Annotated in this window: 18 protein-coding genes; 10 read left to right on the forward strand and 8 right to left on the reverse strand. The window is 44.7% G+C overall.

The window, feature by feature from the left end; all coding sequences use genetic code 11:
• The first annotated feature begins 15 nt into the window (after positions 1-15).
• Positions 16-1,263, forward strand: coding sequence for a pyridoxal phosphate-dependent aminotransferase (locus L0U88_RS11210; RefSeq protein ID WP_234866149.1), 1,248 nt, complete (start codon positions 16-18; stop codon positions 1,261-1,263).
• Between the two features lie 79 nt (positions 1,264-1,342).
• On the opposite strand, the gene L0U88_RS11215 is transcribed toward L0U88_RS11210, so the two are convergent.
• Complete coding sequence (locus L0U88_RS11215; protein ID WP_234866150.1) at positions 1,343-1,588, reverse strand: hypothetical protein; 246 nt, start codon at positions 1,586-1,588, stop codon at positions 1,343-1,345.
• A 257-nt stretch (positions 1,589-1,845) separates the two neighbouring features.
• Between L0U88_RS11215 and L0U88_RS11220 the strand changes: the two genes are divergently transcribed.
• The gene (locus tag L0U88_RS11220) at positions 1,846-2,961 is read left to right on the forward strand and encodes a glycosyltransferase (RefSeq protein ID WP_234866151.1); all 1,116 of its coding nucleotides are present in this window, start codon (positions 1,846-1,848) and stop codon (positions 2,959-2,961) included.
• A 21-nt stretch (positions 2,962-2,982) separates the two neighbouring features.
• Here the strand turns inward: L0U88_RS11220 and L0U88_RS11225 are convergent, their stop codons facing one another.
• Both L0U88_RS11225 and L0U88_RS11230 read right to left on the reverse strand, forming a co-directional pair.
• Positions 2,983-3,474 carry a SixA phosphatase family protein gene (locus L0U88_RS11225; protein WP_234866152.1) on the reverse strand — a complete coding sequence of 164 codons (492 nt, stop codon included), beginning with the start codon at positions 3,472-3,474 and terminating at the stop codon, positions 2,983-2,985.
• Between the two features lie 174 nt (positions 3,475-3,648).
• Complete coding sequence (locus L0U88_RS11230; protein WP_234866153.1) at positions 3,649-5,496, reverse strand: amidophosphoribosyltransferase; 1,848 nt, start codon at positions 5,494-5,496, stop codon at positions 3,649-3,651.
• A 55-nt stretch (positions 5,497-5,551) separates the two neighbouring features.
• Here L0U88_RS11230 and L0U88_RS11235 point away from each other — a divergent pair, with 55 nt between their 5' ends.
• On the forward strand, positions 5,552-5,887 hold the full coding sequence (locus L0U88_RS11235; protein ID WP_234866154.1) for a DUF3127 domain-containing protein: 336 nt from the start codon (positions 5,552-5,554) through the stop codon (positions 5,885-5,887).
• Between the two features lie 23 nt (positions 5,888-5,910).
• Here L0U88_RS11235 and L0U88_RS11240 read toward each other — a convergent pair whose 3' ends face one another.
• The gene (locus L0U88_RS11240; RefSeq protein WP_234866155.1) at positions 5,911-6,243 is read right to left on the reverse strand and encodes a hypothetical protein; all 333 of its coding nucleotides are present in this window, start codon (positions 6,241-6,243) and stop codon (positions 5,911-5,913) included.
• A gap of 118 nt (positions 6,244-6,361) precedes the next feature.
• Here L0U88_RS11240 and L0U88_RS11245 point away from each other — a divergent pair, with 118 nt between their 5' ends.
• Positions 6,362-6,571: a hypothetical protein gene (locus L0U88_RS11245; RefSeq protein WP_234866156.1), complete on the forward strand. Its 210-nt coding sequence runs from the start codon at positions 6,362-6,364 to the stop codon at positions 6,569-6,571.
• A 6-nt stretch (positions 6,572-6,577) separates the two neighbouring features.
• Positions 6,578-7,285, forward strand: a complete 708-nt coding sequence (locus L0U88_RS11250) for a hypothetical protein (protein ID WP_234866157.1) — start codon at positions 6,578-6,580, stop codon at positions 7,283-7,285.
• Here the strand turns inward: L0U88_RS11250 and L0U88_RS11255 are convergent.
• Positions 7,282-7,848 (reverse strand): hypothetical protein, encoded by a 567-nt coding sequence (locus L0U88_RS11255; protein WP_234866158.1) that lies wholly within the window; start codon positions 7,846-7,848, stop codon positions 7,282-7,284. The two genes, L0U88_RS11250 and L0U88_RS11255, sit on opposite strands and share 4 nt — an antisense overlap.
• A gap of 11 nt (positions 7,849-7,859) precedes the next feature.
• Positions 7,860-8,351, reverse strand: a complete 492-nt coding sequence (locus L0U88_RS11260) for a hypothetical protein (protein ID WP_234866159.1) — start codon at positions 8,349-8,351, stop codon at positions 7,860-7,862.
• Positions 8,352-8,602: 251 nt separating this feature from the next.
• Here L0U88_RS11260 and L0U88_RS11265 point away from each other — a divergent pair, with 251 nt between their 5' ends.
• Positions 8,603-8,944 (forward strand): hypothetical protein, encoded by a 342-nt coding sequence (locus L0U88_RS11265; RefSeq protein WP_234866160.1) that lies wholly within the window; start codon positions 8,603-8,605, stop codon positions 8,942-8,944.
• A 252-nt stretch (positions 8,945-9,196) separates the two neighbouring features.
• Here L0U88_RS11265 and L0U88_RS11270 read toward each other — a convergent pair whose 3' ends face one another.
• Positions 9,197-9,349 (reverse strand): lmo0937 family membrane protein, encoded by a 153-nt coding sequence (locus L0U88_RS11270; protein ID WP_234866161.1) that lies wholly within the window; start codon positions 9,347-9,349, stop codon positions 9,197-9,199.
• Between the two features lie 260 nt (positions 9,350-9,609).
• On the opposite strand from L0U88_RS11270, the gene L0U88_RS11275 reads away from it, so the two are divergent.
• The 4 genes from L0U88_RS11275 to L0U88_RS11290 are packed head-to-tail and all read left to right on the forward strand — an operon-like array spanning position 9,610 to position 13,910.
• Complete coding sequence (locus L0U88_RS11275) at positions 9,610-10,497, forward strand: YihY/virulence factor BrkB family protein (RefSeq protein WP_234866162.1); 888 nt, start codon at positions 9,610-9,612, stop codon at positions 10,495-10,497.
• Positions 10,498-10,503: 6 nt separating this feature from the next.
• Positions 10,504-11,706, forward strand: coding sequence for an NAD(P)/FAD-dependent oxidoreductase (locus L0U88_RS11280; RefSeq protein ID WP_234866163.1), 1,203 nt, complete (start codon positions 10,504-10,506; stop codon positions 11,704-11,706).
• Positions 11,707-11,716: 10 nt separating this feature from the next.
• Entirely contained in the window at positions 11,717-13,219 is a 1,503-nt protein-coding gene (gene amyA, locus L0U88_RS11285) for an alpha-amylase (protein WP_234866164.1), read from the forward strand.
• 25 nt (positions 13,220-13,244) lie between these two features.
• Positions 13,245-13,910 (forward strand): porin family protein, encoded by a 666-nt coding sequence (locus L0U88_RS11290; RefSeq protein WP_234866165.1) that lies wholly within the window; start codon positions 13,245-13,247, stop codon positions 13,908-13,910.
• Positions 13,911-13,962: 52 nt separating this feature from the next.
• Here L0U88_RS11290 and L0U88_RS11295 read toward each other — a convergent pair whose 3' ends face one another.
• Positions 13,963-15,408, reverse strand: coding sequence for a hybrid sensor histidine kinase/response regulator (locus L0U88_RS11295; protein WP_234866166.1), 1,446 nt, complete (start codon positions 15,406-15,408; stop codon positions 13,963-13,965).
• Between the last annotated feature and the right edge of the window lie 2 nt (positions 15,409-15,410).

Genomic DNA, 15,410 nt, shown 5'->3' on the forward strand with positions numbered 1-15,410 from the left:
CCCAAATTGCCGTATATGAAACTGAGTCATTTGTCTGAAACACTGATTGGATCCGAGATTGTGAAACTGGGTGGAGAAATCCGGGAGAAGATCCGGCTGGGAGAAAAGATATACAATTTTACTGTCGGAGATTTTGATCCAGCTGTTTTTCCCATTCCCAAGGAATTGGAGGATTACATCGTGGAGGCCTATCGTGCCCATTTCACGAACTATCCGTTGGCGGAAGGCAATCTCGACCTGAGAGAATCCATCGCGGCGTTTATTAAGGAGAGAGAGGGATTGGATTATTCCAAATCAGAATATCTTGTTGCAGCAGGTGGTCGACCACTGATCTATGCTATTTTCCGGGCCATCGTGGATGAGGGAGAAAAAGTAGTGTATGCAGTGCCCTCCTGGAATAATAATCACTATACCCATTTTGTAGGTGGTGAACATGTGGTAGTGGAAGCCGGACCAGATACCAATTTCATGCCCAGCGCAGCTTCCCTGGAACCACTGTTGAAAGGTGCCAGTCTGCTGGCGCTTTGTTCACCTCAAAACCCGACGGGTACCGTATTTACGAAGGAAGAACTGGAAAAAATCTGCGACCTGGTACTGGCAGAGAATGCCAGCCGTGGACCAGAAGAGAAAAAACTATATGTTTTATATGACCAGATGTACTGGCACCTGACTTATGGTGATATCCAGCATTACAATCCGGTTAGCCTGCGGCCGGCTATGCGCGATTACACCATTTTCGTAGATGCCATCTCCAAAGTATTTGCTGCAACTGGTGTTCGGGTAGGATGGAGTTTTGGTCCGGCTGCCATTATAGATAAAATGAAAGCTATCCTTGGGCATGTTGGTGCCTGGGCGCCGATGGCAGAACAAAAAGCCGTGGCAAAATACCTGCAGGAAAAAGAAGCCATTGACCGTTTCCTCGCACATTTCAAATCGGAAGTGGAATATCGGCTGCGTGCCATTCACGATGGATTTCAGGCCCTTAAGGCAGAAGGTTTCGCGGTGGATTCTGTTGCGCCCCAGGCGGCGATTTACCTTACCATCAAAGTGGACCTGGTTGGAAAGCAGACCCCAGAAGGCAAGTTGCTGGCTACTCAATCTGATGTTACCAGCTATTTATTGAACAAGGCGAAGTTGGCAGTAGTTCCTTTTTATGCCTTCGGCGCATCAGCACAATCGCCCTGGTATCGCCTGAGCGTAGGAACCTGTAAAAAAGAAGATATCCCGGTTATGTTAGCCGGCTTAAAAGCTGCACTGCTATAATAAAAAGAGACAGGTGTTTAAAGCACCTGTCTCTTTTTATTTTCAATCTCCAGGACAGAAAATTCTGTCTTAGTTCTGATCAGTTTTTGTTATTGAGAAATACGAAAGGGGGTTCACCGCTGTGGATGAACTTCATGATGCGCCTGCAATCTGTTGATATTCGAAACTTGTTGCAGTCAATGATCTCATACACATGCGAATAGGTTTCCTGCGTCTCAACATCCATCAATAGTTTGTTGAGTTGAACCAATTCACGTTCCATCGCGTCCTCATTGTCGCGAGCATGCTTAACCAGCACTAACAAGTCTCTGTTTGGCGCTTTCATTTAATCAGATTTTTAGTAGCCTACATAACCCTTATTCATATTACAGCCACACCCTTTGCCTCCCGCACGGTTGCTGGTGCTACAGGAAACCGCAATACTACTAATCATAATTGCCAGAACGACGTATATCAGCGTCTTCTTCATAATTTTAGCTTTACAATTTAACTATTTTTCCAACAAAAAAGTATCCCGGTTTGAGCAATTTTTCGAATTTAATCCCAAAATTTTCACCCGGGGCCCGAATCCTGCTTTCTCCTATGGAATGGGGACTCGGTCATGCGAGCCGCTGTATACCTATTCTAAACTATTTACTTAACAATTGCCAGGCTGATTTGGTTGTAGCTGCCAGTGGTCCCCAGGCAGCTCTGATCCGTGCTGTTTTTCCTACCCTTTCAATCGTAGATATCCCTGCTTATTCAATCAACTACCACAAAAACCGAGCCGGGACTATCACCCGACTGGCCTTTTCTCTACCCCATCTGGCTCAGCAGATAAGGGCTGAAAACCGCTGGCTGCTTGAGTTTGCGAGAAATCACCCACTGGACGCAATTATCAGTGATAACCGGTATGGACTCTGGCATCCTAAGATCCCTTCCTTCCTGATTACCCATCAACTGGGCATCAAAACTCCCTTTGGTAAATCGGTGGATGCCCTGGTTCGAAAGCAGCTTTACCGGTATATCGAAAAGTTCAATGCCTGCTGGGTACCTGATTTTAAAGAAATGGGGCAGTCGCTGGCCGGGGACTTATCACATCCCAAACACTTTCCAGGTATCCCGGTTGAATACATTGGACCGCTTACCCGGATTACATCAGCAGATAAAAATGCGATCATTCCGGACCTGGCAAACCTGTCATTGCCTGCTTTCCAATCCACCATCACAAAAACCTTTTTTCAATTCAGTTCGGGTAAGAGTCAAGAAGGCCGGGGAACTGCCATCCAATTGTTGGTTGTATTATCCGGTCCCGAACCTCAACGCTCAATTTTCGAGGAATTGATTCTTAAGCAATGGGCCCAGGCACCCGGGCAGTCGCTGCTGTTGGTGAGGGGCTTGCCAGCAGAAAAGACAGTTACAAAATTAAACACTGAGCAGTTAATACCTATTCCAAATGCGATGGCAGTCAATCATTTATCACCAGCCGCCCTATCGCAGGCCATTGCCAATGCAGACTGTATCCTCACCCGAAGTGGCTACAGCAGCATAATGGATTTGCTTCCCCATCATTCCAACTGCTGCATGGTACCTACTCCCGGTCAAACCGAACAGGAATACCTTGCTCACTACCTGGCAGTCAAAGGCCTGATTCAAACTCAGCAACAGCATCGGTTTTCCCTTTCTTCCATCCTCCTTCCTCCATCACCAGGCGGATAATCCACCTGGGCAGAGGAGATATTAACCCAACTTAGGAGCATCAAAAAACAGGAAAGTCTTGCGGGTTAGCGGGAAATCCGACCAGCGATTGGAATCCATCTGTACGGCAAAGATTCCACAGGTTGGCATATTATCAATCCTGGTGGAAGTGAGCGAGTTAACAAATTCTGTAATTCCCGGATTATGGCCGAAGATGGCTACAGAAGAAATCGAATCGGGCAACCCGGAAATTACCTCCCGGTATACAGATGGCGGAGCATGATACAATTCATCGCGTAACTGCAATTGCTCCACATTGCGATCATATGTTTTAATGAAATGACTGGCTGTTTGAAGGGCACGTTTTGCCGTACTCGTCACAAATGCATCGATCTGGATTTGCTTGTCGAGCAACCGCCGGGCCATTTCCGGCGCATTTTTCTGACCCCTCTCATTTAAGGGGCGATCAAAATCTGGCTGGGTCAAATCACCCCAGCTACTCTTGGCATGGCGGACCAAATAAATGGTTTTCATCCCATAAAATTAACCGTTTTACATGGGTACAGATGGAAAATAAACAGGCCTGTTTATTGGTCCCTCATAGGTTGTGTATTAAAAACGGTCGGTCAGCGTACAATTATCAAATATGTTGCCAAAACAAGCCATGGGCGCGATTTTCACCCAAGTTTGGCGAAAGCTTGACCAAAATCAATAGCCCCGCTCGTTCTTGCCTTCCATATAATTCAGGAATGCTTTGTTCACTACACGATTGCCCCCTTTAGTAGGATAGTTACCGGTAAAATACCAGTCACCAGTATTAGTGGGACAAGCCAGGTGCAGGTCTTCGATTGTCTGGAAAATCAATTCAACCGGGAAGTTGATTTCAGGTGGCGTGATCAGCTCAGCGATTTTGGCTGAGATCTCTTCTGCAGTAAACGGATGATAAATTTCTTTCACCAGGTTCTTGCTGTCTAACTGACCCAGGCGCGCAAGTTCCTTGCATTCTTCATGCAGGGCCTGCAATCTATCTTCCATGCCCCGGTCCTTCATCAATGCAATAGCAGCCCGGAATGCGATGAAATCACCCAGCTTGCTCATATCAATACCATAACAATCAGGGTAACGAATCTGCGGTGCGGAAGAAACAATGATGATCTTCTTTGGATGCAATCTTCCCAGCATACGTACTATACTCTGTTTCAGTGTGGTACCCCGAACAATAGAATCATCAATCACAACAAGAGAATCCACATGAGGCCGCACAGTACCATAGGTAATATCATACACGTGCTGAACCATTTCATTCCGGTTGGCATCCTCGGTTATGAAGGTGCGCATCTTCACATCCTTGATGGCAATTTTTTCCATCCGGATTTTACGGTTGATCATTTCCGTTAGCTTCTCTTCGTCGAAATCCTTACCCCAGGAAAGAATCCGCTGTACTTTGATCTGGTTCATATAATCCTCCATCCCTTTCACCATCCCATAAAAGGCAACTTCAGCAGTATTGGGGATAAAAGAGAAGATGGTATTTTTCAGATCGTAATCAATGGATTTCAACACAGCATCCCGCAGGTTGTAACCCAGCTGGCTACGCTCCCGATAGATCTTTTCATCATTACCGCGGGAGAAATAGATCCGCTCAAAACTACAGGCCTTGCGCTCTTTGGCTTCCAGCACCTGCTCAATTTTGTAATTGCCATCTACATCTACAATAAGTGCCTGCCCGGGCATCAGTTCCTTCACCTCATTCTCACCCACATTAAAAGTGGTACGAATGGCAGCACGTTCTGAAGCTGCTACAATTACATCATCAGAAATATAATAATAAGAAGGGCGGATACCATGTGCATCCCGCATTACAAAGCTTTCACCGCTACCTACCAGTCCGCCAAAATGATAGCCTCCATCAAACCACTTGGCTGATTGTTTCAGCACTTCCGCAATATCAGGTCGACCCGGATTTTTCTGGTCTTCCTGCACCAGGAAATGATGTACTACTTCCATCATGGCCGCGAGATCACTCTGGCGCTGGAATACACCTGGATCAATATTCACCAGTCCGAATAGTTCTTCCGTATTTACCAGGTTGAAATTGCCTGCGAGTGCGAGGTTTCGGCTCTGGATGGTATCGCGCTTTATAAAAGGGTGACAGAATTCCACATTGTTCTTTCCCTGCGTACCATAGCGCAAATGCCCCAGCAACAGCTCACCCAGAAATTTAACGTGCCCTTTCAATAAGCCAGGGTGTTTCCGGATATCTGACTGGTATTTTTCAAGATCTGCAACTTCTTCCCCTACCTGCGAAAACAAATCTGCTATTGCGCGCTGTTCAATGCTCCTGTTCCGGTGCAGAAAAGGGTATCCCGGCTCCACGTGCAACTTAACCGATGCGATACCTGCACCATCTTGACCGCGGTTGTGCTGTTTCTCCATCAGAAGGTAGAGCTTGTTGAGCCCATACATAACCGTTCCATATTGTTGCTGGTAATAAGAGAAGGGCTTGCGTAAACGAATGAAAGCCAGGCCACATTCGTGTTTAATAGCGTCGCTCATGGGAAGAATTGAGGCGCAAAGTTAGGAAATTGCCTTTCTTTGTGCAAAAACAGTAATGGAAGTAAATGGTAAAATTATACAACTGCTGGGTGTGCAGACTGGTCAGGGGAAAAATGGAACCTGGAAAAAGCAGGAATTCATCCTGGAAACAGGGGATCAGTACCCGAAAAAGATCTGCATAGCTGTATGGGGCGATAAAATTGATATGAGCCAGTATCGCATTGGTGATCCGGTACAGGTTTCCTTCGATGTGGAAAGCCGCGAATACAATGGACGTTGGTATACGGATGTGAAAGCCTGGAAAGTGGTTGCACAGGGACAAGCAGGATCAGAACCACCACCTTATAATGGCCCGATTGATCCGGTACATGAAGATGATCTGCCTTTCTAAAGGCAATCATCCATGTATTGAGATCAGACTTTTACTGTGGTGGTAATTTTATCGGGCAACTCTTTCTCCTTGGAGGCAAGCAGCGCGATCTGTTCTCCGCAATGATTGATTGCTTCCCGTACAGAATCTGCATAATCGTTTGAACGCGAATGCGTGAATAAATTTTCACCATACATGGTTACTCTTATTTCGCAGACCTTGTTATCAACCGGACTGATTTTTGAATCTTCCCGGATGGTGCATTCAATACGTGAAATTCCTTTGTAAGCCTGAGTGAAACGGATGATTGAGAGTTTAACCAACCGCAGTACTGTTTCCTCAAGCCCTTTCTTTGGTGTATGTATCTCGATGGTCATATTTTAAAGTTACTACCATCCTTTTGTTTTGTCCAGTTTTTAGCAGACTAATTAGGCGATTTTCTTTAGTATAAATTCAGTATCTTATGAGCAGGATTGTCAATCATAAAACAACAACATGAGAGCATTCGGTATCATCCTGATCGTAGTTGGAATAGCTATGTTCCTTTTCCGCGGATTCAGTTTTACGCAGGAAAAAAAAGTGGTTGACCTGGGGCCGCTGGAGATCAATAAAAAAGAAAAGAACAATATTACCTGGCCCGTTTATGCCGGTGCTCTCGTAACCGCAGTAGGCGCCTTCCTTGTAGTTAGTGGAAAGAAAAAATAATCAGTTATGAAAAAATTGTTTTCCATCGCTGTTTTATCAGTGCTCGTGTTTAGTTCCTTCTCACTGAAAAACAAAAACGCCTTACTCGGCTCCTGGATACTGCAAAAAGATCAGTTGCAGCATGTACTGTTGTTTACTAACAAACATTATTCCTATACGATTTATGATTTGAAAGGAAAGAAATTCTATCATACGGAAGGAGGCACTTATTCACATAACAATTCAAAGCTGGAAACCATTCTTGAGTTCAACAGTACGGATCCGGGTGTGATGGGAAAACAGACTAGCATTACTGCTACTGCTACCAAAAAAGAACTGAAGATAGACTGGCCTGCTGCTGGAAGCAAGTGGACACGCATCGACAATGGCGGAGGTTCTTTAAATGCTACCTGGAGAATAACTGGTCGCGAGCAGGGAGGCAAAATGAATACCATTCAGAAGTCTGCACGAAAGACAATCAAGATCATGACAGGTGATCGCTTTCAGTGGGCGGCCATCAATACCGCCACCGGTGAATTTTTTGGTACCGGGGGCGGTACTTACACGTTTAAGGATGGCCGTTATACTGAGAACATTGAATTTTTCTCACGTGATTCCAGCCGGGTTGGGATCTCGCTCAACTTTGAAGGAAAAGTTGAAGGTAACGACTGGCACCATCGTGGAAAAAGCTCCAAAGGAGATCCGATTTACGAAATATGGTCTAAGGAAGATTAATCTTTTTTCGACGCGCCGGATGAGGAGAATATATCTTCAATTGCGTGAGCGATAGAGGAAATAGGACCTTCCATTTTATTGGTGCGGTCATCGAGTGTTTCATCTTTCATTATTTCTCCCAACCCCAGTTCAGGTGGCAAATGACCCAGAATCGCCTGGCGCTGGTTGCCAAAATAGGTTTGAACTGCACTTGCCTCCCGATGGTTTTTATTTTCCCGGTGAACAAAAAACATTGCTTCCCGGACAACTGCTGATAACATCGTGTTTGCCTGTATCTCACTTGAGCCTGCATAACCGGCGAGTTGTGTAACCAACACCTGGTGTTTTTGATTCAGGAGCTGACTTAAATTCAGATCCGTTGGACTTGTCTTCGCCAGGTATTCGGCTCCATCAATGCTTCTTGAATATTTATAGAGAACAACCAGTCCGGCTGCCATCGCGCCCTGCGCCAGTTTTCCCGCCATACCATTTGAAGTATTGGTAGTTTCCTGTGTTACTGCATCAATTTCAGGCATTTTAGCACCCATATATTCTTCAAGGTGTATGATTAGTGGTGATTTCATATCGTTCGTTTTTATGATGAAAAAACATGTGTTCCCATTGCTCTTTTGCGGGATGGTTCTCCAACAAACCAATCGGCTGTCTGCTCCATCCAGTTGTAAAAGGATTGCAGAAAATGATTTCGTTGTGTGGAAGTAACTGTAACCTGGTTGAGTTTGAGACAAACAATCAGTCCGTGATAGCGAAGCGCCTTGGCCATGCAATAAGAAATTGCAGGACAAGCAGTCCATTCATCCGGACTGGTTTGGATTACAGCTGTTCCTCCCGCTTCAATATAATAGTCTTTGCCTTTTTCATAGAGGCGGATCCGGGCTGGAAACTGCTTTTCAAAAGCGCCTGCCTCCTGTAAATTGGTATGGAATAAGAGCCAGCAATTCCCCTGCTCATCCGCGTGAATGAGTCGCGCTATTCCATTAGGCAAACGAAACTCCTGATCACTCAGGTTCATGAATAATCCGTACTGAAAACTATTCATTCTTTCGGCGAGAGGTGTATTGCTGTTCATATTTGGAGGTTTTACAGAACAAGGAAAAAATAATACCAGCAGAAAAGTCAAAGGAAAAGGGCACAGGAAGGCTTGCAGATGTGGAACAATTGCCTCAATACCATCTTTATTGCTTTATCCTTTTAGGAAATCTCCCCGATTTTGGTCGCGTACCCTATATAGCAGCTGGATAAAGCCAGTATGGAATAATAATTGAACCATATAATAGTCGAACTTTAAAGAACCATTTTATAAACCAAAAAATCGTTGATATGCAACCAAGTTCAAGCCAGGCACAAATGAAAAGCCTAAGTCATTGTATGGAAAAAATGACTGCGGAAGGATATACTGCCAATTTTGGGGTACAGGACCAGCATCTCCAGCACATGGACAGCGGCCATTCTTATTTGCCCGACCAGGTGCACATTGTTGATTTCTATCGATTTGAAGGAATCACAGATCCGGATGATAATTCCATTCTGTATGTGATTGAAACCAATGATGGCAGGAAAGGTATGCTGGTAGATGCCTACGGCGTTTACTCAAACCCTGATGTGGATGAGTTTATTAAGGAAGTAGAGGACATAAAGAAGAAGAAGGGCATGGAAAAGTAGGCAGAGGAGAAGGGAGACAAAGGAGACAAAGGAGAAGGGAGACAAAGGAGACAGGAGACAACTGAAAACAAAAGTAATTGGGTATGGATGCAAAAAGCCATACCCAATTTTTTTGCTCACTAAAACAACTGCTGACCTCAGTATCGGAAAAACCAAACAGGCTTCAGCAATATTACCTCGAAGGATTAATAAAGCTGAAACCTGTTATCTTCTTCCAATTCATAATTCCTAATTCATAATTCATACTTCCATTCAGACTTCTCCCCTACGAATAAAACTCAGCAGAATAGAAACCACGGCCAGTACCAGTAAAATATGAATCAGGCCGGTGGCACTGTAAACAAAAAACCCTAATAACCATCCAATAATCAGGACAACGGCTACCAAATACAATATGCTTCTCATAACATGCTTTTTTATAGTGATGAATATTGTTGTATTTATTCAACCTATAGAAAAAACGTGCCGCCTCTCTTTAAACCCAAAATACCTGCTGCTTAGAACGAATTATGGGGAAAGCTTTCCTCATTAAGTACATACGGGGTAGATTTTTTTCCAGCTTAACTCCCGGCATAATTTCTTTCCCATTACAAAGCGGAATGAAAAAAATTTCAAAAAAAATTTCTGTAAAGAGGCTCTTACAAGGTTTTAGTCAATTGGGCCACGTGCTTGGCAGCGCGGGAAAAACATTTGTGCAGGATGATGCCATCAAACTCAGCGCTTCCTTGTCTTATTATACTGTATTCGCACTTGGCCCTGTGCTGCTGCTTATCATCTCCATTGCCGGAATCTTTTATGGTGAGGACGCTTTGCAGGGAAAGCTATTTAGCCAAATCAATGGACTGGTTGGTAATTCAGCTGCCTATCAATTGCAAAGTATATTGGCAAATATTCAGAAAGCAGATAAATCCGTTACAGGTGCCATTGTCGGATTCGTAGTATTGGTGATTGGCGCAACGGGCGTGTTTACAGAAATTCAAAGCAGTATTAATTATATCTGGTCTATACGGGCCAAACCTGAAAAAGGCTGGCTTAAACTGATCAAAAACCGGCTGTTATCTTTTTCGTTGGTAGTTGGCATCAGCTTTATTCTGCTGGTAGCACTGATCATTAACGCAACGCTGGACTTGCTCAATGAACGCCTGACTTTACTCTTTCCCGATATCGCAGTGATCCTTTTTTACATCCTGAATATTTTAACCATCTTTATAGTCATAACAGGATTATTCGCCATCATTTTCCGGGTGTTGCCAGATGGGCATATCGCCTGGAGAGATGCCATCAAAGGCGCTTCCTTCACTGCCCTGTTATTTCTCATCGGTAAGTTTCTGATTGGTTTTTATATCGGTAGATCTGATTATGGCCTCACCTATGGCACAGCAGCATCCATCATGATCATCCTGGCCTGGGTTTATTATTCATCCGCCATCCTCTATTTCGGAGCAGCTTTTACGAAAGAATTTGCCATGAAGTATGGCTCCGGTATCCAACCCAATGACACTGCGGTTTTTATTATCAAAAAAGAAGTAAAAGAAATCGATACAATTCAATAAAAGTTTATGGATTTGCGTTCCCCCAACCCTTACTGGCTACTTAAAAATGGACTGATCAGCAATTACCCATCTATTGTGCAAAATGAAAAAGCAGATATCGTTGTGATGGGTGCCGGTATTACAGGTGCACTCTGTGCCTGGCACCTGGCGAAAGCTGGCTTCTCTGTTATTGTTTGCGATAAACGGCATGTTGGAATGGGATCCACTGCTGCCAGCACAGCCCTCCTGCAATACGAAATTGATACGCCCCTCAGAGAGTTAATCACCAAAGTTAGCGAAGCCGATGCCGTCCGCAGCTATGAACTTTGCGCCTATTCTATTGTGGCTCTTGAAAAAATTGCCAACCAATTCGAAGGGTCAGCCGGATTCACCTATCGCCCCAGCCTCCAATATGCTTCTTTCAAAAAAGATGTGTCCGACCTGGAAGAAGAATTCAAACTGCGCAAACAACATGGTTTCAAACTGAGCTGGTGGGATTCGCAAAAAGTAAAAGACACCCTCGGCTTTGAAGCCCCTGCAGCCCTCTATTCTCAACTGGGTGCGGAAGTAGATGCCTATCGGCTGACCCACCACCTGCTGCAATCCATCCTGCGGAAAGGTGCAAAAGTGTTTGACAATACCGCGATCACTCATATCAATCATCAAAAGCGTGCTGTTGAGTTGCAAACGGAACAAGGTTATACCATTAAAGCAAAACAGCTGGTTATTGCCTGCGGGTATGAATCGCAGAATTATATCCCGCAAAAAGTGGAAACACTGCACTCCACCTATGCGATGGTGAGTGAACCAATGCCCGAACAGGATTTCTGGTACCGCAACTGCCTCATCTGGGAAACAGCAGATCCTTATTTATACCTGCGCACTACTTCAGATAAGAGAGTTTTAATCGGCGGACTGGATGATGACTTTTATTCTCCTGAAAAAAGAGACGCAAGCATTCCGGCCAAATCGAAGCAGCTGCTTACCAGCTTTCAAAAGAAATTTCCGGATATCCCATTCCGGATTGATTTCCAGTGGGCAGGAACTTTTGCCTCTACCAAAGATGGGCTGCCCTATATAGGTACGATCCGCCAGCGACCCAACACCTGGTTTGCACTTGGATTTGGAGGGAATGGCATCACGTTCAGCCTGCTTGCGGCAGAACAAATCACGGCTGCTCTGAATGGCCAATCCGAAAAAGACATGCAGATATTTTCCTTTAATCGATAACACAAACTATATGACACCCATCACCCTTGCACAGTATTTCCACTGGTATTATCCGGCGGATGGCTCCTTATGGAATCAATTAAAAGAGAAAGCGCCTGAATTGGCGAAACAGGGCATCAATGCTGTATGGCTGCCTCCTTCCTATAAAGGCGCTGCCGGTGGATTTTCTGTTGGTTACGACACCTACGATTTATTTGATCTCGGTGAATTTGATCAGAAAGGTTCTGTACGCACCAAGTATGGAACCAAAGAAGAATACCTGGCCGCGATCGAAGCCTGTCATCAGCATGGCATTAAAGTAGTGGCGGATGTGGTCTTTAATCACAAAGCCGGTGCCGATGAGTTGGAGAAGGTAACCGTTCGGCGAATGGATCCTGCTAACCGGAATGAATTTACCAGCGAGCCATTTGAGATAGAAGCCTGGACAAAATTCACCTTCCCCGGAAGAGGCGACCAATACTCCAGTTTCATTTGGGATCATCGTTGCTTCAGTGGCATCGACTGGGCAGAAGATATCCAGGAAAGCGGCATCTTTTCCATTCAGAATGAATACGGAGAAGGTTGGGAAGAATTGCCGCACCAGGAACTGGGAAATTATGATTACCTGATGAGTGCAGACATTGATTTTCGTAACACCCAGGTAAGAGAAGAATTAAAATACTGGGGACGCTGGTTCCTTGAAACCACACATGTAGGTGGATTTCGCCTGGATGCCATCAAACACATGTCGCCCAATATCATCAATGAATGGGTAGACCATGTTCAGAGCATAACCCAGGATCATTTATTCATCGTAGGGGAATACTGGAATGTGCATGACGCCAATGAATTGAAGGAATACGTAGACGCCACCTCCGGAAGGGTACAACTCTTTGATGCCCCCCTGCACCACAACTTTTTTGTGGCTTCACGAATGGGGAAAGATTTTGATCTGCGGCATATTTTCGACAATTCGTTGGTGAATATAATACCCGAATTAGCAGTAACCCTGGTAGACAATCATGATACCCAATCACTTCAGGAACTCGAATCACCGGTAGAGGCCTGGTTTAAACCATTGGCTTATGCAATGATTTTGCTGCGCATGCAGGGCACCCCCTGTGTCTTTTTTCCGGCACTCTATGGAGCACATTATAAAGACAAGGGAGAGGATGGCAATGAACACGAGATTTGGCTGGCTGCAGTAGAAGAGTTGCCCGCCTTTCTCTATCTCCGCAAAACCAGTCTGGTTGGGGATCAGCACGATTATTTTGATCATCCGAACTGCATCGGCTGGGTTCGTTCAGGCACAGTTGAACTGGCTGATTCCGGTTTCGCAGTAGTGCTGTCCAATGGTACAGATGGGTGGAAATATATGGAGCTCGGCGCACATAAAGCAGGCAGAAAAATGGTTGATTTAACTAAACACCGGCCCGAAGAAATCACCCTCAATGAAAAAGGCGGTGCAGAATTTCCCTGCAATGCGGGATCTGTATCAGTATGGGTAACCACTGAGCTGGCACAGAATTTTTAACGCTCCTGATATAAAATCGTATATCATGAGAACAGAATGGAGAAAAATTACCCTATTAATGGTAACAGCAGGAACCCTGTTTACAGCACAACAAGTGCAGGCACAGGAGCAGGAAATCAGAGAAAACGGAATGAGTCCGCGTATTGGCATCAAAGCCGGTTTAAACCTGAGTAATTTTTATAGCGATGACGTCAATGACAACAACCTCAAAGCAGGATTAAATGCAGGCGTCTATGCGAAGCTCCCTGTAACAAGAGGCTTTTCAATCCAGCCGGAATTACTGTATTCCAACAAAGGCAGTAAGCGTAGCTATGACAACGCTATTTTTGGAGAAGGAGAGTATCGTACCAACCTGCACTATATCGAGATGCCAGTTCTTGGTGTAATCAATCTTGCTAAAAATTTCAACATTCATGCGGGTCCATATGTTAGTTATCTGGCAGGTGCCAATATCACTGACCTGGAATCCGATGGATCAGTGGAAGAATTGGCTGAATTGAACCCCGAAAATCTGAATCGGTTTGATTATGGTGTAGCAGCTGGATTCGGAATTGATCTTGGACCCACTACAATCGGTGCCCGTTACACCCTTGGTATGAGAGAGGTTGGAAAATCCGGTTCCCTTGCAGGAGAAGCTTTTCGCGATAACAAAAACAGCAATATCAGTTTATTTATTGGCATTGGCTTTTAGGTTGGAGTCCGGTTCCCGAAAAAAAGAGGCTGCCAGTTTTGGCAGCCCTTTTTTATTCTATTGGTAAATGAACCAGGAAAGTTGTGCCCTTACCGGGTTTTGAATGTACTTCAATATATCCTTTATGCGACTGGATTATATTCATGGTGGAAGCCAGGCCCAGGCCCATACCGTTTCTCTTACTCGTATAATAGGGTTCAAATAGGCGACCCAGGTTTTCGGCCGGAATGCCACTTCCATTGTCCGTTACTTCACATAGCACCAGTTCATCACGCGATGAAAGGCTTAAAAGAAGTCGCGCGTTTTCAACCTGCTCCATTGCTTCAATGGCATTTACCACCAGGTTCATGAAGGCAATTTTCAACTTACTTCGATCCGCCAAAACATAAAAAGGCTGTTGCGGAAAATTCACTACCAGTTCAACATTTTTCAATTGCATACTGTCAGCAGCCTGGTCAATTACCTCCTGCAACAATTCCTGGATGCTGGTGGAACTGAGTTCAATTTCAGATGGTCTTGAACTGTTCAGTAGTTCCGTAATGATTGTACTGATTCGGGCGCTATTACGACGAATCACATCCAGGTACAACTGGCCTTCTTCATCTTTAACTTCCTGGATTAACTGATCAGCTGATAAACTGATGTTATTTAGCGGATTTCTTACCTCGTGTGCCAGGGTTCGTACGAGTCGCCCGGCAGCAGCTAACTTTTCAGTTTGCAAGGTCAGCCATTCCGCTTTTTTCAAATTCGAGATATCATGTAAAATTCCCTGCACATAGTTGCCCCCCTCCATATCTGTTTCGACGGATGCAGAAAGTATACAAAAGCGATGTTCTCCCGCAGGTGTTTTTATTTCGATTTCCTTGTCCTGGATATCATTTCCAGACTGCAGCATGATTTTAAAATGCATGGGCAGGGCATCGTTCACCAGGAAATCACTAAGTGCCAATTGGTTGGCTGTTTCCCTGCTGATACCCAGCATTGTAATAGCCGCCGGGTTGAGCTCCAGGAACTTTAATTCCATATCGGTAACAAAAACCGCATCCAGTGATTGTTCAAAAATGTTACGGAATTTCTGTTCATTTTTCTTGATCGCGTTGATATAAGAAGATCGTTCCAGTGCATACCGGATTGTGCGTTCCAGTTTTTCCGTATTCAGTTCTGATTTAACAAGGTAATCAAATGCCCCAAGCCGCATGGCTTCCCGATCGATTTCCCGGTTGCCCTTACCCGTTAGCAGGATAATTGGTTGTTCACAATTGGTCTCAACCGCTTCCTTCAGGAGGTCAACCCCGGTTTTAGCACCCAGTCGATAGTCAACAAAATATATGTCAAAAGCCCCGCTGCACATCCATTCCAATGCTTTGTTGAACTGATTCGCCCATACAATTTCGAATTGTGCATTTTCAATCTCCCGGATATAATCACTGGTAATAAAAAAATCATCCTCATCATCATCCACGATGAGTATACGTGTCAGTTTGTTCGTAAAGGGCATTG

The sequence above is a fragment of the Flavihumibacter fluminis genome, from assembly GCF_021491375.1.
GTDB classification, from domain to species: domain Bacteria; phylum Bacteroidota; class Bacteroidia; order Chitinophagales; family Chitinophagaceae; genus Flavihumibacter; species Flavihumibacter fluminis.